Origin of the sequence: Pseudomonas sp. BP01 (assembly GCF_022760795.1) — a bacterium.
GTDB classification, from domain to species: domain Bacteria; phylum Pseudomonadota; class Gammaproteobacteria; order Pseudomonadales; family Pseudomonadaceae; genus Aquipseudomonas; species Aquipseudomonas putida_Q.
Map to the genome: position 1 here is coordinate 78,234 of NZ_JAFBKA010000006.1, position 17,030 is coordinate 95,263.

At 63.5% G+C, this 17,030-nt stretch carries 17 protein-coding genes; 8 read left to right on the forward strand and 9 right to left on the reverse strand.

Features of this window, described 5'->3' with window-relative positions:
* Window positions 1–80: 80 nt before the first annotated feature.
* The gene (locus tag JOY50_RS07520; protein WP_138737036.1) at window positions 81–2,267 is read right to left on the reverse strand and encodes an OsmC domain/YcaO domain-containing protein; all 2,187 of its coding nucleotides are present in this window, start codon (window positions 2,265–2,267) and stop codon (window positions 81–83) included.
* Between the two features lie 338 nt (window positions 2,268–2,605).
* Between JOY50_RS07520 and JOY50_RS07525 the strand changes: the two genes are divergently transcribed.
* The 4 genes from JOY50_RS07525 (at window position 2,606) to JOY50_RS07540 (ending at window position 7,844) form a co-directional block, all read left to right on the forward strand.
* Window positions 2,606–3,061, forward strand: a complete 456-nt coding sequence (locus tag JOY50_RS07525; RefSeq protein WP_016487486.1) for a (2Fe-2S)-binding protein — start codon at window positions 2,606–2,608, stop codon at window positions 3,059–3,061.
* The gene (locus JOY50_RS07530) at window positions 3,061–5,310 is read left to right on the forward strand and encodes a molybdopterin cofactor-binding domain-containing protein (RefSeq protein WP_138737037.1); all 2,250 of its coding nucleotides are present in this window, start codon (window positions 3,061–3,063) and stop codon (window positions 5,308–5,310) included. Before JOY50_RS07525 ends, JOY50_RS07530 begins: the two co-directional genes overlap by 1 nt.
* Before the next feature lie 18 nt (window positions 5,311–5,328).
* A complete protein-coding gene (locus tag JOY50_RS07535) occupies window positions 5,329–6,672 on the forward strand; it encodes a cytochrome c (RefSeq protein WP_132843606.1) in 1,344 nt (447 codons plus the stop codon).
* Window positions 6,673–6,824: 152 nt separating this feature from the next.
* The gene (locus JOY50_RS07540) at window positions 6,825–7,844 is read left to right on the forward strand and encodes an XdhC family protein (protein ID WP_243055013.1); all 1,020 of its coding nucleotides are present in this window, start codon (window positions 6,825–6,827) and stop codon (window positions 7,842–7,844) included.
* A gap of 18 nt (window positions 7,845–7,862) precedes the next feature.
* On the opposite strand, the gene JOY50_RS07545 is transcribed toward JOY50_RS07540, so the two are convergent.
* The 4 genes from JOY50_RS07545 to JOY50_RS07560 all read right to left on the reverse strand — a co-directional run bounded on the left by JOY50_RS07545 (window position 7,863) and on the right by JOY50_RS07560 (window position 10,040).
* Complete coding sequence (locus JOY50_RS07545; protein WP_243055014.1) at window positions 7,863–8,651, reverse strand: ABC transporter substrate-binding protein; 789 nt, start codon at window positions 8,649–8,651, stop codon at window positions 7,863–7,865.
* A 170-nt stretch (window positions 8,652–8,821) separates the two neighbouring features.
* Entirely contained in the window at window positions 8,822–9,463 is a 642-nt protein-coding gene (locus JOY50_RS07550) for a LysE family translocator (RefSeq protein ID WP_243055015.1), read from the reverse strand.
* A gap of 50 nt (window positions 9,464–9,513) precedes the next feature.
* Entirely contained in the window at window positions 9,514–9,714 is a 201-nt protein-coding gene (locus JOY50_RS07555; protein ID WP_012271937.1) for a DUF1289 domain-containing protein, read from the reverse strand.
* Window positions 9,715–9,722: 8 nt separating this feature from the next.
* A complete protein-coding gene (locus tag JOY50_RS07560) occupies window positions 9,723–10,040 on the reverse strand; it encodes a hypothetical protein (RefSeq protein WP_028613116.1) in 318 nt (105 codons plus the stop codon).
* Between the two features lie 307 nt (window positions 10,041–10,347).
* On the opposite strand from JOY50_RS07560, the gene JOY50_RS07565 reads away from it, so the two are divergent.
* Complete coding sequence (locus JOY50_RS07565) at window positions 10,348–12,096, forward strand: BCCT family transporter (protein WP_243055016.1); 1,749 nt, start codon at window positions 10,348–10,350, stop codon at window positions 12,094–12,096.
* 147 nt (window positions 12,097–12,243) lie between these two features.
* Here JOY50_RS07565 and JOY50_RS07570 read toward each other — a convergent pair whose 3' ends face one another.
* Window positions 12,244–12,723: a VOC family protein gene (locus JOY50_RS07570; protein ID WP_132843617.1), complete on the reverse strand. Its 480-nt coding sequence runs from the start codon at window positions 12,721–12,723 to the stop codon at window positions 12,244–12,246.
* A 257-nt stretch (window positions 12,724–12,980) separates the two neighbouring features.
* Here JOY50_RS07570 and JOY50_RS07575 point away from each other — a divergent pair, with 257 nt between their 5' ends.
* Window positions 12,981–13,631, forward strand: a complete 651-nt coding sequence (locus JOY50_RS07575; protein WP_132843619.1) for a TIGR04211 family SH3 domain-containing protein — start codon at window positions 12,981–12,983, stop codon at window positions 13,629–13,631.
* Window positions 13,632–13,692: 61 nt separating this feature from the next.
* On the opposite strand, the gene JOY50_RS07580 is transcribed toward JOY50_RS07575, so the two are convergent.
* Together JOY50_RS07580 and JOY50_RS07585 are read right to left on the reverse strand one after the other, a co-directional pair.
* Window positions 13,693–13,965 carry a hypothetical protein gene (locus JOY50_RS07580; RefSeq protein ID WP_132843622.1) on the reverse strand — a complete coding sequence of 91 codons (273 nt, stop codon included), beginning with the start codon at window positions 13,963–13,965 and terminating at the stop codon, window positions 13,693–13,695.
* A 91-nt stretch (window positions 13,966–14,056) separates the two neighbouring features.
* Window positions 14,057–14,977, reverse strand: a complete 921-nt coding sequence (locus tag JOY50_RS07585) for a LysR family transcriptional regulator (protein ID WP_132843625.1) — start codon at window positions 14,975–14,977, stop codon at window positions 14,057–14,059.
* 124 nt (window positions 14,978–15,101) lie between these two features.
* Between JOY50_RS07585 and JOY50_RS07590 the strand changes: the two genes are divergently transcribed.
* Both JOY50_RS07590 and JOY50_RS07595 read left to right on the forward strand, forming a co-directional pair.
* The gene (locus JOY50_RS07590; protein WP_132843628.1) at window positions 15,102–15,836 is read left to right on the forward strand and encodes an SDR family NAD(P)-dependent oxidoreductase; all 735 of its coding nucleotides are present in this window, start codon (window positions 15,102–15,104) and stop codon (window positions 15,834–15,836) included.
* An 18-nt stretch (window positions 15,837–15,854) separates the two neighbouring features.
* Window positions 15,855–16,061 carry a 4-oxalocrotonate tautomerase family protein gene (locus JOY50_RS07595; protein WP_132843630.1) on the forward strand — a complete coding sequence of 69 codons (207 nt, stop codon included), beginning with the start codon at window positions 15,855–15,857 and terminating at the stop codon, window positions 16,059–16,061.
* A gap of 31 nt (window positions 16,062–16,092) precedes the next feature.
* Here the strand turns inward: JOY50_RS07595 and JOY50_RS07600 are convergent, their stop codons facing one another.
* Window positions 16,093–16,974 (reverse strand): LysR family transcriptional regulator, encoded by an 882-nt coding sequence (locus JOY50_RS07600; RefSeq protein ID WP_132843633.1) that lies wholly within the window; start codon window positions 16,972–16,974, stop codon window positions 16,093–16,095.
* Window positions 16,975–17,030: the final 56 nt, after the last annotated feature.

The following is a 17,030-nucleotide window of genomic DNA, read 5'->3' on the forward strand; positions in this document are numbered from 1 at the left end:
GGTGCAGTACCTGTGGGAGCTGGCTTGCCGGCGATGAGGCCGGTACAGCCAGCACACAATAACGAGCGGGACAGCAGCTATCAGGCGAATTTGGCCCGGGCTGCGTGCAGCTTCTTGTAGCTCTCGATCAGGCGCAGATGGCGGTCGAGGCCTTCGAGCTTCATGCTGGTCGGGGTCAGCCCATGGAAGCGCACGCTGCCGTCCACCGAACCCAGTACTGCGTCCATGCGCGCATTGCCAAACATGCGGCGGAAGTTGGCTTCGTAGTCATCCAACGCCAGCTCGTCATCCAGCTGCACTTCCAGCACCACGTTCAGTGCCTGATAGAACAGGCCGCGTTCGACGGTGTTGTCGTTGAACTGCAGGAATGCCTCGACCAGCTCCTTGGCATCCTCGAAGCGCTGCACCGCCAGGCAGATCAGCAGCTTCAGCTCGAGAATGGTCAACTGGCCCCATATCGTGTTCTCGTCGAACTCCACACCAATCAGCGTGGTGATGGTGGTGTAGTCATCCACATCGCAGTTGTCCAGGCGCTTGAGCAACAACTTCAGCGAGCGGCTGTCGAGGCTGTGCAGGTTGAGGATGTCGGCGCGGAACGACAGGGCGCGGTTGGTGTTGTCCCAGATAAGATCCTCAACCGGGTAAATTTCCGAGTAGCCCGGCACCAGGATGCGGCAGGCGGTAGCGCCAAGGTTGTCGTACACCGCCATGTACACTTCCTTGCCCAGGTCTTCGAGAATGCCGAACAGGGTTGCGGCTTCCTGCTGGTTGGAGTCCTCGCCATGACCGGAGAAGTCCCACTCGACGAATTCGAAGTCGGCCTTGGCGCTGAAGAAGCGCCACGACACCACGCCGCTGGAGTCGATGAAGTGCTCGACGAAGTTGTTTGGCTCAGTCAGCGCATGGCTTTCGAAGGTCGGTTGCGGCAGGTCATTCAGGCCTTCGAAGCTGCGGCCCTGCAGCAGCTCCGTGAGGCTGCGCTCCAGCGCCACTTCAAGGCTTGGGTGGGCCCCGAACGAGGCGAACACGCCACCGGTGCGCGGGTTCATCAAGGTCACGCACATGACCGGGAACTCGCCACCCAGCGAGGCATCCTTGACCAGCACCGGGAAGCCCTGCTCTTCAAGGCCCTGGATGCCGGCGACAATCGCCGGGTACTTGGCCAGCACCTCCTGCGGCACGTCCGGCAGGCACAGCTCGCCTTCGAGGATTTCGCGCTTCACCGCGCGCTCGAAGATTTCCGACAGGCACTGCACCTGCGCCTCGGCCAGGGTGTTGCCGGCGCTCATGCCGTTGCTGAGGAACAGGTTTTCGATCAGGTTGGACGGGAAGTACACCACCTGCCCGTCGGACTGGCGCACGAACGGCAGCGAGCAGATGCCCCGGGCGGTGTTGCCAGAGTTGGTGTCGTAAAGGTGCGAACCACGCAGCTCACCGTCCGGGTTGTAGATTTCCAGGCAATGCTCGTCGAGGATCTCGGCCGGCAGCGCGTCACGCGGGCCAGGCTTGAACCACTGCTCGTTCGGGTAGTGCACGAACGGCGCGTTGGCCAGGTCTTCGCCCCAAAACTGGTCGTTGTAGAAGAAGTTGCAGTTCAGGCGCTCGATGAATTCGCCCAGCGCCGAGGCCAGCGCCGCTTCCTTGGTCGCGCCCTTGCCGTTGGTGAAGCACATCGGCGACTGCGCGTCGCGCACGTGCAGCGACCACACATTGGGCACGATGTTGCGCCACGAAGCGATCTCGATCTTCATCCCCAGCCCGGCGAGGATGCCCGACATGTTGGCGATGGTCTGCTCCAGCGGCAGGTCCTTGCCAGGGATGTAGGTGCTGGTGTCCGCCACCGGCATGAGCAGGCCCTGGGCATCGGCATCGAGGTTGTCGACCACTTCGATCACGAATTCAGGGCCGGTCTGCACAACCTTCTTGACCGTGCAGCGGTCGATGGAGCGCAGGATGCCCTGGCGGTCCTTGTCTGAAATGTCCTCGGGCAGCTCGACCTGGATCTTGAAGATCTGGTTGTAGCGGTTTTCCGGGTCGACGATGTTGTTCTGCGACAGGCGAATGTTTTCGGTTGGGATGTCGCGGGCTTGGCAGTACAGCTTGACGAAGTAAGCCGCGCACAAGGCCGAAGACGCCAGGAAATAGTCGAACGGGCCTGGGGCCGAACCATCGCCTTTGTAGCGGATCGGTTGGTCGGCGATCACCGTGAAGTCATCGAATTTGGCTTCGAGACGGAGATTGTCGAGAAAATTAACCTTGATTTCCATGCGGGATTACCGTGATTTAAGCGTGCAAAACGAAATTGGCCGGTATTATCCGGGTTTTCACGCCAGAAGTCCTGTTTGCCTCCCCCATCGCCGGCAAGCCAGCTCCCACAGGGACTGCATATCTTTCAACCCTTACGCCGCCCTGTGGGAGCTGGTTTGCCGGCGATGAGGCCGGTACAGGCTTGCGCATTCCCCCGGATTGCTTGCCTGATCCTCTGAACCTGCCCCCGCCACCAGACCAGCGGTCACCCCGCTGTGCTAGCGTTTCTTCTCTGGGGAACAACGTATTCCCGCACAGAAAAACACAGCGACAGCAACCGATGACTGGCAGGTGAACCATGGAACTACGCATTAACCAGCAGACCTATCAGGTCGAGGCGGACGCCGACACGCCCTTGCTATGGGTGATCCGCGACGACCTGGGGCTGACCGGCACCAAGTACGGCTGCGGCCTGGCCCAGTGCGGCGCCTGTTCGGTGCTGGTGGACGGCAACGTGGTCCGCGCTTGCGTCACCCCAGTGGCCGGTGTGGTGGGGCGCGAGGTCACCACCATCGAGGCAATCGAAGCCGATGCCGTTGGCAAACGGGTGGTTGCGGCCTGGGTCGAGCACCAGGTAGCCCAGTGCGGCTACTGCCAGTCTGGCCAGGTCATGGCCGCCACGGCGTTGCTCAAGCACACCCCCAAGCCCAGTGATGCGCAGATCGACGCGGCCATGGTCAACCTGTGCCGTTGCGGCACCTACAATGCCATCCATGCTGCCGTGCATGACTTGGCCCAAGGGGAGCAGGCCTGATGAACACGCCAGTCGATAGCCCCGCAGAGCTGCTCAAGTTGCAACTGGGCGAAACCGTCAACCTGTCGCGGCGGCGTTTTCTTGCCGGCACCGCAGTCGGCGCCCTGGTGCTGGGTTTCGGCCTGCCCATGGGCTCGGCCCGCGTGCAGGCCGCGGGCGTGGCAACTGCAGAACGCGGCACCCAGGTGCCGGCGTTTCTGGAGATTCGCCCAGACGGCACGGTTCGCCTGCTCAGCCCCTTCATGGAAGGCGGGCAAGGCCCCTTCACCGCCATGGCGCAAATTGTGGGTGAAGAGCTGGATGTCGACCCCGTCAACTTCGTGGTCGATAGCGCACCACCGGGCGAAGCCTACGTGGTGATGGAAAACGGCATGCGCATCACCGGCGGCAGCATGTCGGTACGCATGAGCTACCCGACCATGCGCCGCCTGGGAGCCCTTGCCCGGGCCATGCTGCTACAGGCGGGCGCCCAACAACTGGGCGTGCCGGTCGAGGAACTCTCGACCACACCAGGTAACGTAGTACATACCACGACAGGGCGTTCGATACCCTACGGTGAACTTGCCGGGCGAGCCATGGACCTGCCGGTACCCGACCCGGCCACCGTCAAGCTGCGCGACCCCAGCCAGTTCCGCTGGATCGGCAAGCCCGTGCGCCGCCTGGATGCCTACGACAAGTCCACCGGCAAGGCCCAGTACTGCATCGACATAAAGGTCGACGGCATGCTCCACGCCGCCGTGCAGCACGCGCCACGCCTGGGCATGACCGTGGGCAGCCTGCGCAACGAAGACCAGGTCAAGGCCATGAAAGGTGTGCATTCAGTGCACCAACTGCCGGGCGCCGTGGCCGTGGTTGCTGAGCGTTGGTGGCACGCAAAGCGTGCGGTGGAGGCGATTCAGGTGGACTGGAAAGAGCCGGCTGCCGACAGCAAAGTGCGGCCGATGCCGGCCGACTTTTCCAGCGATGCCTGGCGTGAACACCTCGCCACGGTCGAGGGCCCGGCCCGCGATGAAGAAAACCAAGGCGATATCGCCGGCGCCCTGAGCAATGCCAAAACCAAGGTCGAGGCCAGCTACCACAACCAGTACCTGAACCATGCCCAGCTCGAGCCACCGTCCGCCCTCGCCCGCTTCAACCCCGACGGCAGCCTGGACGTCTGGCTGCCCAACCAGGCCCCGGACATGTTCCGTGATGACATTGCCAAGCGCACCGGCCTGGAGCCTGCGCAAATCAACCTGCACTCGCCCCTGCTGGGCGGCTTTTTTGGCCGCCACTTCCTGTACGACTCGGCCAACCCCTACCCGCAGGCCATTGCCCTGGCCAAAGCGGTCGGCCGGCCGGTGAAGCTTATCTGGAGCCGCGAAGAGGAATTCCTGCGCGATGTGCTGCGCCCGGTTGCGGTGGTGAAGTTCCGCGCCGGGCTGGACGCCGACGGCATGCCCGTGGCCCTCGAAGCGGTCAGCGCCACCGAAGGCCCGACCGAGGCCCTTGCTGGCAAACAAGGGGACAAGATCGACCCGACTGCGCTGGAGGGGCTGTCCGGCAAGTCATACGCCATCGCCAACAAGCGCATCGCCCAGATCTACGTCAAAGGCCCGGCCATGCTCGGCTACTGGCGCTCGGTGGGCAACTCGTTGAACGACTTCTTCTATGAATCATTCCTTGATGAACTGGCTGACAAAGGCGGCAAGGACCCGTTTGAACTGCGCCTGCACCTGCTGCGCGACAACCCGCGCCTGACCAACCTGCTGAACGCGGTCGCCGAGCTGTCCGGTGGCTGGAAACGCGGGCCGTTCACCGCCGAGGATGGCAGCAAACGGGCACGCGGCGTGGCCATGGCCTCGCCGTTCGGCTCGGAGGCGGCAGTCATCGCCGAGGTATCGATCGAGAACGGCCAGGTCAAGGTGCACGACATCTGGGAGGCCATCGACCCGGGTAGCATCGTCAACCCGGCGATCATCGAACACCAGGTTAACGGCGCGGTTGCCCTTGGCCTGTCGCAGACGCTGGTGGAAGAAGCGGTATACGTAGATGGCAAGCCGCGCGCACGCAACTACGACCTGTACCCGATCCTGCCGCCCTCGCGCATGGCGCGGGTGCATGTGCGCATTGTCGAAAGCGGGGCGAAGATGGGCGGTATCGGTGAGCCACCGCTACCCGCCGTAGCCCCGGCAGTGGCCAACGCGGTCGCGCAGCTTACCGGCCAGCGCGTACGCAGCTTGCCACTGAGCCGCCATACCTTCAGCTGACTGCACAAGGGACGCCCCATGACCCATCGTTTCGCAAGGACCGCTGGTTGGCTGGCGCTGCCGTGCCTGGTCGCGGCAGGCCTGCTGGCCTGGTATGTCACCCGCGAGCCGGCCTCGCCGTTTGCCGACGCACAGGCCACTGCCGCTGACCCGGCACTGATCAGCCGCGGCGAGTACGTGGCCCGCCTCAGCGACTGCGTGGCCTGCCACAGCCTGCCAGAAGGCAAACCGTTCGCGGGTGGGCTGGAAATGGCCACCCCGCTGGGGGCCATCCACGCCACCAACATCACCCCGGACCGCGACAGCGGTATCGGCAGCTACAGCCTGGCCGATTTCGACCGCGCCGTACGCCAGGGTGTCGCGCCCGGTGGCCGGCGGCTGTACCCGGCCATGCCCTACCCGTCCTACGCCAAGCTCAGCGATGATGATGTAAGGGCGTTGTATGCGTTCTTCATGCACGGCGTGCAACCCGCCCGGCAGGCTAACCTGGCCAGCGACATCCCCTGGCCGCTGAACCTGCGCTGGCCCATTGCCGTGTGGAATGGCCTGTTCGCCGCCACTACGCCATACGCTGACAAGCCCGGGCAGGATGCGCAGTGGAACCGAGGTGCCTACATCGTCCAGGGCCCCGGCCACTGCGGCAGTTGCCACACCCCACGCGGCCTGGCCTTCAACGAAAAGGCCCTGGATGAAGGCGGCAAGCCGTTCCTGGCAGGTGCCCTGCTCGACGGCTGGTACGCTCCGAGCCTGCGCGCCGACCACAACACCGGGCTGGGGCGCTGGAGCGAGGCAGAAATCGCGCAGTTCCTGAAAACCGGGCGCAACCGGCATGCCGTGGTGTTCGGCTCGATGACCGAGGCGTTCAACAACTCCACGCAATTCATGCATGACGATGACCTGGCCGCCATTGCCCACTACCTGAAATCACTGCCCGGCGACCCACAGCGTGACGGCGCGCCATGGCAGTACCAGGCCGAATCGGCAGCGGCACGGCTCGACAGCCCGGGGGCGCACACCTATGTGACCCACTGCGCGTCTTGCCACGGTCTGGACGGCAAAGGCCAGGCCGAATGGATGCCGCCATTGGCAGGCGCCACCTCGGCACTGGCCATGGAGAACGCCTCGGCGATCAATATCACCCTCAATGGTTCGCAGCGGGTGGTGGCTGCCGGTGTGCCGGATGCCTATCGCATGCCGGCTTTCCGCGCGCAGTTGAGTGACCAGGACATTGCCGAGGTGCTGAGCTTTGTGCGTTCGGCCTGGGGCAACCAGGGGGGTGCGGTGGATGCGCAGGCGGTAGGCAAGTTGCGTGGTCATACCGACCCGGCCAGCAGCAGCCCGATCATCTTGCATATGCGCTGATTTGCCGTGGTTCATGCACCGGCCTCTTCGCGGGCACGCTCGCTCCCACAGGAACACGCCGCTCAGGAAATTTGTGCAGTACCTGCGGGAGCGAGCGTGCCCGCGAAGAGGCCATCATAGCCACCCTTGAACATCAGGTTTAATGGAACCCCATGGAAAGCATTGATCTGTTGGTTTTGCGCACCACCCGAGACTGGCTCGCCGCTGGCCATCGCGCCCTGCTGGCCACGGTCGCTCGCACCTGGGGCTCCTCCCCTCGCCCGGTCGGCTCGATGATGGCCTTGCGCAGCGACGGACGCGTGGTGGGCAGTGTCTCTGGCGGCTGCATCGAAGACGATCTCATCCACCGTTACACCAGGGCCTACGGCGGCCCCGGCATGCCCACCGGCCAGCCCCAAGTGGTGCGCTATGGCGTCAGCGCCGACGAGGCCCACCGCTTTGGCCTGCCCTGCGGCGGCACGCTGGAACTTGTGCTGGAATTTGCCCCCTCACTGGCGCACCTGGACCAACTGCTGGCCTGCCTCGACCGCGGAAACCTGGTGCGCCGTGAGCTGAACCTGCGCAGCGGCGAAGCCAGCCTCTGTGCCACCGGGACACCCGAACTGTTCAGCTTCGACGGCCAGCGCATGCTCAGCACCCTCGGCCCCGGCTACCGCCTGCTGCTGATCGGTGCCGGCGCCTTGGCCGAGTACCTCGCTACCATGGCGCTGTTCAACGGTTTCAACGTTTCGGTGTGCGACCCGCGCCCGGAGTACACGGCAGGCTGGAATATCCCCGGGGTCAACCTGCTGCCCGGCATGCCGGACGACGTGGTCCGCGCCTTCGCCGCTGACGTTCGCAGCGCCATCGTCGCCGTCAGCCATGACCCCAAGCTGGACGACCTGGCCCTGCTCGAAGCCTTGCACAGCCCTGCGTTCTACATCGGCGCCATCGGCTCACGGCGTAACAGCCAGCTGCGCCGCGAGCGCCTCATCGAACATTTCGGCGAAAGCGAGACCTCGCTGCAGCGCCTGCATGGCCCGATTGGCATCTACATTGGCAGCAAGACCCCAGCCGAAATTGCCGTCAGTGTCATGGCCGAAATCCTTGCCGCAAAAAACGACATCACCCTGCCCCGTGCGGTCAACGTGTCCCAGGCCAAGGAAGCCGAACAACTGGCACGGTCCCTGTAGGAGCGCGTACCAGGGCTGTTACTGCCACCGCTCCAGGTTCTGCTGCAGCAGTTGCTCAGGCAACGCCCCGCCAACGATTTTCGCCATCTCCCGCGCCAGCGCCTCACGCAGCTGCGGCTTGTTGCAGGGCGATTCATGTGACATCGCCAGGTACAACCCTTCACTGGACACAGGCGGTTCCAACACCTGCAGGGTATCGGTGATACCCAACGTACGCGCCAGCGCCATCCCGGGGTACTGCTCGTAGACCACGTAGTCACTGCGCTTGTGCATCAGCTTCTCGAACGCCTGCCGGGCGCTGGGCACCGCTTCGAGGGTGAGGTTGGCCTGGGCGTATTCATCGAACTGCTGGCCATGGCTGTTGCTGACCAGGGTGCCGCCCTTGCGGCCCTTGAGGTCGGCCCATTGCCCGTAGACAAAGGCATTTTCCCGGCGCACCCAGACCACGCTGGGGGTATGCAGGAATGGCGGGGCGACAAAGTCCATCTGCTGTCGGCGCGCCTCGGTCAGGAAATACCCGGCCATCAAGTCGATCCGCCCGGTGCGCACTTCTTCCTGCGCGCGCGACCACGGCCCAGCGTAAACAAACTCGATGTCCAGCCCCAGCTGCTTGCCCAGCAACTTGAGCAGGTCGGCATTGGCGCCGATCAGTTGCTGAGGGTTTTGCGGGTCGCGCCACAGGTAAGGGGGGTATTCAGGGTTACCGGTAGCCGTCAGCCGTCGGCATGGCTCGTCGGCTGCGCCTGCCAAGGGCAGCAACAGGCAAGGCAACAGCAGCAAGGCTTGGCGCAAGCAACGCTCGATCATCTACAACCCTCGGCACATGTAACATCCGGCGACCCGGCGTGGCGGCCAAACGCTGCCACATCTTGTGCTCGACCGCAGCATTCATCTGCACGTGCTGTAGACAGTCTGGACTATGAGCGGATGGAGGCGCGGCCTTTTATCGGTCAGCAACGAAACGGGCGAGCAATGCCTCAGGCGCCCTGCCGGCGCATTGCCAGAATCGCCGCGCCAAAGCCGATAAAGGTGGTGCCCACCACGCGGCTCACCCAGCGTGCCATCGACGGCCGGGTCAACACACCCTTGGCCCGCGCCGCCAGTGCGGCATACAAGCTCAGCGAAGCAAGCGACAAGCCCACGAAAATCCCGGTCAGGGTCAGGAACTGCGGCAACAGTGCCGCCCCCTGCTCGATGAACTGCGGGAACAGCGCAGTGAAGAACATGGTTGCCTTGGGGTTGGTCACCGCTGTGAGGAAAGCCGATTTGTACAACTTCAGCGGTGTGGGCGGTACCTTGACAGCACCCTCGGCAGTGCCCTGCTCCAGCATCGGGCTCTTTTTCAGCAACTGCCGCGCACCGAGGTAGAACAGATAGCCTGCCCCCAGGATCTTGACGGCGTTGAACAGTACTTCGGAACTGGCCAGCAACGCGCCCAGCCCAAGCATGGCCGCAGCCGACAGGCAGAACAGGCCCGAGCCATTGCCCAGCGACGACCAGATAGCACTGCGCTGGCCGTGGGCAAGGCTGTTGTTGATGGCCATCAGGGTGGCGGGGCCAGGGCTGGCGATCGCGATGGCGGCGACCAGGGTAAACGCAAACAGCGAGTGAGAATCCATTTCAGGCTCGTCAGGCAAATCAGGCTAGGCCGCGTGCAGGGCACGCAGGATCAGTCAGCATTCTGCCGCTTGGCTGCCTTCTTGGCGATAGCTTTCATGCGCGTTGCCGCGCGCTGCACGGTGGCCATCTTTTCCGGGCGCTTCATGCCCCGCCATTTGCGAATTTCGTCACGGGTACGGCCACAGCTCACGCACAGCTCGCTGTTGAGCTGGCATAACGAGACGCAGGGGTTGTCGATGTCTTTGGCCATGCCACCACTCAGCCGGGCATTTCTGCCCGTGCACGTTCGGCAGCGCTCTGGAACACCTGGCGTACTTCTTCAGACTTGGCTTTGGTGACCGACCTGGCGGCCAGCAGCTCATCGACCACACGAATGCACTGGCCCAGGGCGGTGTCCAGTTGCTCAGCGTCAGAGGCGTCAGCGATATCACCCAGATAAGGAGCGATGAGGTACACGTAACGGTCCTGCAGCTTGAGCGCTGCCAGCGCGTCGAGGGCTTTCTGGAACCGGTCGGCAGCGGCAGGGCTCATGCTCAATTTATCGAAATGAATCAGGCTCACACGGTCAGTGGCCATTGACGAATCTCCGTTTCCTGGTGCGGCCTGGCCTGCAAGCAGCAGCGCTTCTACGGTGCTCGGATGTGCAGGCCAGGGTAATGCCAACAGGGTACCAGAACGCGAGACAGAAAGGGCCATCGCCCCCAGAACTAAAAGTATTTGGCAGGTCGCGCAATGGACGCCCCAGGACGTTTACGGGACAGGATCAGCGGTTTAGGGCACAGGATAATCGCCCGGCAATCTCTCCGCCGAGGCCGTCATCGAACTCGGTAGCCCACAACAACAAGCCTGCGCGTGCAGGTAATCCACCAAGGGCCTCTCATTCATGGCAAAGGAACACATCACCGAAACACTCGACCTTGGCGTGACGGACCCCTCGAAAACCGCAGAAGCCCGCCAGGACCGACGTCTTGAGGGCAAGCTCGACTGGATCGTATTTGGTTTCACCAGCCTCCTGGCCATCGCGTTCGTCCTGTGGGGCCTCCTCAACCAGGCCAGCCTGGCCGGCAACGCCTCCAGTGCGCAATCCTGGGTCATTCTCAACTTTGGCTGGTTCTTCGTGCTCACCTCCACGCTTTTCGTGGTGTTCGTGCTGTGGCTGGCCGCCAGCCGTTATGGCCGCGTGCCCCTGGGCCGTGATGGCGAACAGCCAGAATTCCGCACGGTGTCCTGGGTGGCAATGATGTTCAGCGCCGGCATGGGTATCGGCCTGATGTTCTTCGGCGTTGCCGAGCCGCTATCGCACTATGTGACGCCGCCCCCCGGCTCGGCAACAGGGCAGACCAGCGAAGCCATGCAGGTGGCCATGGCCACCACCCTGTTTCACTGGACGCTGCACCCATGGGCCATGTACGCCATCGTTGGCCTGGTGATTGCCTACGGCACCTTCCGCCGTGGCCGCTCGCAACTGATATCCGCCGCCTTCCGGCCGCTGATCGGCAAGCACGCCAATGGCCCGCTCGGTCGCCTGATCGACATGATGGCGATCTTCGCCACGCTGTTCGGCTCGGCGGCCTCGCTGGGCCTCGGGGCGCTGCAGATTGCCGGCGGGCTGGAGTACAACGGCTGGATCGAAAGCCCCGGCAAGCTGTTCTATATCTCCATCATCACCCTGCTAACCATTGCCTTCGTCACCTCGGCGGTGTCAGGCGTCGGTAAGGGCATCCAGTGGCTGTCCAACACCAACATGGTGCTGGCTCTGGTGCTGGCGGTGTTCGTGTTCATGGTCGGCCCTACCCTGCTCATGCTCAACCTGCTGCCGACCTCGATCGGTATCTACATCAAGATGCTCCCGGAAATGATGGCCCGCACCAACGCCAGCGGCGGCGATCAAATGAACAGCTGGCTGGCCGGCTGGACCGTGTTCTACTGGGCCTGGTGGATTTCCTGGACACCGTTCGTGGGCATGTTCATCGCCCGCATCAGCCGCGGCCGCACCATCCGCCAGTTTGTTACCGGCGTGCTGCTGGTGCCGAGCCTGGTCAGCCTGGTGTGGTTCACCATTTTCGGCGGTGCATCCATCGATGCCCTGCGCGAAGGCGCCTTCCAGCTGGCCAACGGTGCGGTGAACAGCAACCACGCGCTGTACCAGCTGCTGGACAGCTACCCGCTGGCATCGGTGTCCTCGGTACTGGTGATGATCCTGGTGGGCATCTTCTTCGTCTCCGGTGCCGATGCCGCGTCACTGGTGATGGGCACGCTGTCTGAACACGGCACCACTGCACCCTCGCGGCGCACGGTGATTTTCTGGGGGGCGCTCACCGGGACGGTGGCGGCGATCATGCTGGCAATCGGCGACCCGCGCGACCCGGGCCAGGCGCTGACCGGGTTGCAGAACCTGACCATCGTGGTGGCCCTGCCCTTTGTGGTGGTGATGGTGCTGCTGTGCCTGGCGCTGTACCGCGACCTGCGTAAAGACCCGATGATGCTGCGCCATCTGCGCGGCAACGAACTGATCGAAAAGGCCGTGTTGTATGGGGCGGTGAAGCATGGTGAGGAGTTCTACATCGTGGTACAGGAGAAGAAGGCTTCGGTGAAGGTTGCGGCAGCAGCGAGCGAAGTGTCCGAAACCTGACACGCCAGCCCCGCCCGGTCCCTTGCTGGCGCGGGCTGGTACAGCGTCTGGTTCGGGGGCGCCACTTGAGTTAAGGAACAGCGCCCCCCTCGATAAGCGATTTTCCAGGGCAAATCGATAACCGCAGCCCATGAAACACCTGGGGGATCACCCCTTCAATGCCGCTGCTATCTTGGCGACATCGATCTTGTCCATCTGCATCATGGCCTCGAACGCCCGCTTGGCCGCCGCGCGGTCGCTGTGGCCGATGGCCTCGATCAGGATACGGGGGGTGATCTGCCAGGAGATCCCCCACTTGTCCTTGCACCAGCCACACACGCTGGCCTCGCCGCCATTAGCGATGATCGCATCCCACAAGCGGTCGGTTTCAGCCTGGTCTTCGGTACTGACCTGGAACGAAAACGCCTCACAGTGCTTGAACGTCGAGCCGCCATTTAGCCCCACACAGGGTATGCCCATAACAGTGAATTCGACGGTAATTACATCGCCCTCTTTGCCCGATGGGTAGTCAGCTGGCGCCTGGTGCAGTGCGACCACCTTGCTGTCCGGGAAGAGGCTGGCGTAGAAGTTGGCGGCTTCTTCGGCATCGTTGTCGTACCAGAGGCAGATGGTGTTTTTGGCAGTCATGGCCTTGCTCCATGAAGGGTATGGACTTTGAGTCTAGCCCCACCCTTGCGCATGAAAAACGGCTGTCCGGTTGAATTCACAGGATGATCGGCGGTGAAGCGCTCAGGGGCGAGTTCTGCAATATCCTGCAGACATTTCCGATATCAGGTAGTGAACCTGCTGACAAAAAAAAGGTCTTTGGCTGACGGTCAACTCACCGACCGGTTCACCGGCCCAGTCACCGGCCTACTTTTGTCCTGTTTCAGCGAAGACCCAACATGCCCGATTCCCGCCCAACCGCTTCCGTCCTCCCTGCCCTGCGCGGCGGCCTGATTGCCGCCTTGGTGGCCCTTGCCGCGCCGGTGCACGCCCAAGAGCCCGCCAGTGACGCACGCTGGGTCAGCGACAGCCTGAGCACCTATGTGCGCAGCGGCCCCACCGACGGCCACCGCATTGTCGGTACCTTGAAGTCCGGGCAACAGCTGACCCTGCTCGGCACCCAGGGCAATTACAGCCAAGTGCGTGGGCAGAATGGCGATGTGGTGTGGATACTCAGCAACGACTTGCAGGCGGTGCCGGGCCAGAACGAGCGCCTGCCGCAGCTCGACGCCCAGGTCTCGGAGCTGACCGGGCAGTTGAAGACCATCGACGACAGCTGGAAGAGCCGCGTGCAGGGCATGCAGGAAACCCTCGACTCACGGAAAAAACTGATCGACGAACTGGAGGCGCGCAACAAGGCGCTGAATGAACAGTTCGATGAGAGCCAGTCGACCCTGCGCGATACCCAGGCGCGCCTGGGTGACGAGAACAAGCAGGTGATGATGCGCTACATGGTGTATGGCGGCAGCATTGCCGGCGCGGGCTTGCTGGCGGGGCTGATCTTGCCGGCGCTGACCCGGGGGCGGAAGAAGAACGATCGCTGGTTCTGACAGCGGGGCCATCCTGCACCGGCCCCTTCGCGGGTAACGCCGCGCAGGGGCCGACCAAGGCTTACTTGCTACGCGCCTTGTTATAGATGGTCTTGGCTTGGTCCGCCGAGGCCTGGCACTGGGTAAAATCACCCTTGCTCTGAGCATCCTTGGCATTTTGCAGGTGGACTTTGAAGTCATGGGCCATGCCGCCATGCATCGCCTGGCCACTGGCCTTGTGGAAATCATCAAGTTCCTTGATCTTGGCCTCACAGTTGCTCGCAGGGTCTGCCTGCACGGCAAAGCTGAGGACGGACGCAATCACCAACAAGGGTATGCATTTCGTGGATTTCATGGAGCGTTCTCCTGGAAAACCATAGGGTTCGTCGAGGCGCGTTGGCTCGACGCAGCCAAAAGCATAGTAGGCCCTTGCCTGCCCCGCCCCCTCATAGGAGCGGCCGCCCGGTCTCGGCAAACAGGAAATCGATGAAAACCCGCACCCGTTGCGGCATGTGCCGCGCCTGTGGGTAGATCAGCAAAAACGGCCGCGAAGTCCCGCCAAATTCGGTGAGCACCTCCACCAGTTCACCCTTGGCCAACGCATCCTGCACGGTAAACCGGTAGGCCTGCATCAGCCCACCGCCATGGCGCACCAGCGTGGCAGTGGCGAGAAAATCGCCTTGGCAGGTGAACGCGCCCTGGGTTTCGAGTTCCACCTGGCGGCCATTCTGGCGAAAGCTCCACGGCGGGCGGCGGCCACTGCTGGGCATTTCAAACTGGATGCATTCGTGCCGCAGCAAATCTTCCGGTACCCGAGGCACACCTGCCCTGGCCAGATAGCCTGGCGTGGCCACTACCACCAGTTCGGCATCCTCCAGGCGGCGTGCCACCAAACGTGAATCGGCCGGTTCGCGGCCACGGACGGCCAGGTCGAACGGTTCCTCGGCAAAGTCTACGTTGCGGTTGCTGACATGCACGTCCACCTGCACCTTCGGGTAACGTTGGCGAAATTTCGGCAGCAGTGGCAAAAGCCGGTGGTGGGCATAGGGCGTGGGCACGCTGATGCGCAGGCGGCCGCTCGGCTCGACCTGCCCGCCGGTCACCTGGCGCTCAGCCTCGACCAGTTGCCCAAGCGCCTGTCGGCATTGCTGGTAATACGCCTGGCCTGCGCTCGACAGGCGCATCTGCCGCGTTGTCCGGACGAACAGGCGTACCCCCAGGCGCTCCTCCAGACGCGCCACGCTGCGGCTGACCGCCGCCGGGGTCACGCCGGCCTCTGTGGCTGCTGCAGTGAAGCTGCCGCTGTCAGCGGCAAGGCAGAACAGCTCCAGGCTGCCCAGTTGCAGGTCATCGAAATGGCGGCTCATAACAGCCTTATTGATTACATGATGTATCGATTGAAATGCTTTTCGCCTCATTTTTCAAGCACTGGTAGCGGCCTACAGTGACGCGACACCGAGCCCATGGCTCACATCACTGGAGAACACGCACATGAACAAGCCAAGCACCGTCATTATCACTGGAGCTTCCAGCGGCCTGGGTTTCGCCCTGGCCCAGGCCTTCCTCGAACGCGGCGACAACGTAATCGGTAATGCCCGCAGCCAGGCGCGCCTGGAGCAGGCCGCCGCACGCCTCGCCAACACCTCGCGCTTCATTGGCGTGGCGGGCGACATTGCCGAGGCCGACACGGCGCAGCGGCTGTTCGCTACCGCCCTGCAAACCTTTGGCGGCGTGGACATCCTGATCAACAACGCCGGCATCTTCATTGCCAAACCGTTTGTCGAGTACAGCGAGGCCGATGTCGACGCCCTGGTCGGCACCAACCTCAAAGGCTTCTTTTACCCGGCCCAGGAAGCGGCGCGGATCATGACCCGGCAAGGGTATGGGCAGATCATCGCCATCACTGCCTCCATCGCCCTGCAACCGGATACCCGCGTGCCCGCCCTGCTGCCGGTACTGGTCAAGGGGGGCCTCAACCAGGCGGTTAAAGGCCTGGCACTGGAGCTGGCGGCCAGTGGCGTGCAGGTGAATGCCGTGGCACCGGGGATCATCGAAACACCGCTGCATGGCGGCAATATTCAGGGGATGGGCGCGTTGTCGCCCAGTGGCCGCACCGGCTCGCCCCAGGACGTGGTTGACGCGGTGCTTTATCTGGCCGACTCACGCTTTGTCAGCGGTGTGATTCTGCCTGTGGATGGCGGTAGCACCGCTGGCACCTGGCACTGATCAGAGGAGCGCGCAGCCATGCCTTATGTACATATCCGCGTGACCGATGAAGGGGTGAGCGCCGAGCACAAGCGCCAGCTCATCGAAGGCACGACCCGCCTGTTGCAGGAAGTGCTGGGCAAGCCACCGGCCAGTACTTTTGTGGTGATCGAAGAGGTGCCCACCGACAACTGGGGTGTAGGTGGGGAGACGGTGACCGCGGTCCGGGTGCGAGAACGGGGATGAACCAGGGGCTGCTTTGCAGCCTCCTGTGCCCTCACTGCCGTAACCGCCCCAACGCCTGCAACACATACCCCGTGGCCCGTTCCACCTGGCCCTCCCGGCAGGCGATACCCAACTGCCGCCACAACCCTGGTCGCAGCGGCCGGCGCGCAATGCGCCGGTCCAGTTCGGCTGCCTCGCCTTCCTGCGGCAACAACGTCGCACCGTACCCGGCCCCGACCAGGCTTTTGATCGCATCGTTGTAGTTCAGCTCGATCCGCGGCTCGGGGTACAACCCCGCTGCCGCGAACCATTCCCCGGTAACCCGTGACAGCTGGGTACTGCTGTCGTTGAGAATCAACGCCCGCTGCGCCAGCCAGGCCGGTGTGACCTTCGTCGGCGGCTGCCAGTCGGCCGGTACGTAGGCCAGGATCGGGTCGCGGCGCCAAGGAGTAACTGTCAGCCCTTTGCCGGCGACCTGCGGCAGGGCCACCAGGCCGATGTCCAGCGTCCCCTCGCGCAATCGCCCCAGCGACGCCTGGGAGGTCAGCACCTGCACCTGCACGTCGATCCCCGGATGGTCCACACGCAGGTGCTCCAGTGCCTGCGGTAGCAAGTGGGCGATAGCACCGGTAGACGCGCCAAGGCGTACCCGACCGGTCAGCCCCTCGACCTGACGGCGTACTTCGTCCAGCGCCAGGTCGGCGTCGGCCAGCAGGCGGCGGGCACGGGCCAGCAGCGTTTCACCAATGGCCGTAGGGCGCACCTGGCCACGGGTGCGGCTGAGCAAGGGGGCGCCGATACGTGCCTCCAGTTCGGCCACATGCAGGCTGATGGTGGGCGGTGCCAGGTTGAGCTGGCGGGCGGCCTCGGCAAAAGAACCCAGGTCGGCGATGACCACCAGGGTGCGGAGGCGGTCGAGGCTGATTTCGCGCATGGTCAGTGCCGGCCTATTCGCGGGTAAACCCACAGGTTCACCACTTTTATCAACAC

Coding starts and splice junctions, on each gene's coding strand:
- JOY50_RS07520 (WP_138737036.1), bottom strand. CDS start 2,267: ATGGAAATCAAGGTTAATTTTCTCGACAATCTCCGTCTCGAAGCCAAA.
- JOY50_RS07525 (WP_016487486.1), top strand. CDS start 2,606: ATGGAACTACGCATTAACCAGCAGACCTATCAGGTCGAGGCGGACGCC.
- JOY50_RS07530 (WP_138737037.1), top strand. CDS start 3,061: ATGAACACGCCAGTCGATAGCCCCGCAGAGCTGCTCAAGTTGCAACTG.
- JOY50_RS07535 (WP_132843606.1), top strand. CDS start 5,329: ATGACCCATCGTTTCGCAAGGACCGCTGGTTGGCTGGCGCTGCCGTGC.
- JOY50_RS07540 (WP_243055013.1), top strand. CDS start 6,825: ATGGAAAGCATTGATCTGTTGGTTTTGCGCACCACCCGAGACTGGCTC.
- JOY50_RS07545 (WP_243055014.1), bottom strand. CDS start 8,651: ATGATCGAGCGTTGCTTGCGCCAAGCCTTGCTGCTGTTGCCTTGCCTG.
- JOY50_RS07550 (WP_243055015.1), bottom strand. CDS start 9,463: ATGGATTCTCACTCGCTGTTTGCGTTTACCCTGGTCGCCGCCATCGCG.
- JOY50_RS07555 (WP_012271937.1), bottom strand. CDS start 9,714: ATGGCCAAAGACATCGACAACCCCTGCGTCTCGTTATGCCAGCTCAAC.
- JOY50_RS07560 (WP_028613116.1), bottom strand. CDS start 10,040: ATGGCCACTGACCGTGTGAGCCTGATTCATTTCGATAAATTGAGCATG.
- JOY50_RS07565 (WP_243055016.1), top strand. CDS start 10,348: ATGGCAAAGGAACACATCACCGAAACACTCGACCTTGGCGTGACGGAC.
- JOY50_RS07570 (WP_132843617.1), bottom strand. CDS start 12,723: ATGACTGCCAAAAACACCATCTGCCTCTGGTACGACAACGATGCCGAA.
- JOY50_RS07575 (WP_132843619.1), top strand. CDS start 12,981: ATGCCCGATTCCCGCCCAACCGCTTCCGTCCTCCCTGCCCTGCGCGGC.
- JOY50_RS07580 (WP_132843622.1), bottom strand. CDS start 13,965: ATGAAATCCACGAAATGCATACCCTTGTTGGTGATTGCGTCCGTCCTC.
- JOY50_RS07585 (WP_132843625.1), bottom strand. CDS start 14,977: ATGAGCCGCCATTTCGATGACCTGCAACTGGGCAGCCTGGAGCTGTTC.
- JOY50_RS07590 (WP_132843628.1), top strand. CDS start 15,102: ATGAACAAGCCAAGCACCGTCATTATCACTGGAGCTTCCAGCGGCCTG.
- JOY50_RS07595 (WP_132843630.1), top strand. CDS start 15,855: ATGCCTTATGTACATATCCGCGTGACCGATGAAGGGGTGAGCGCCGAG.
- JOY50_RS07600 (WP_132843633.1), bottom strand. CDS start 16,974: ATGCGCGAAATCAGCCTCGACCGCCTCCGCACCCTGGTGGTCATCGCC.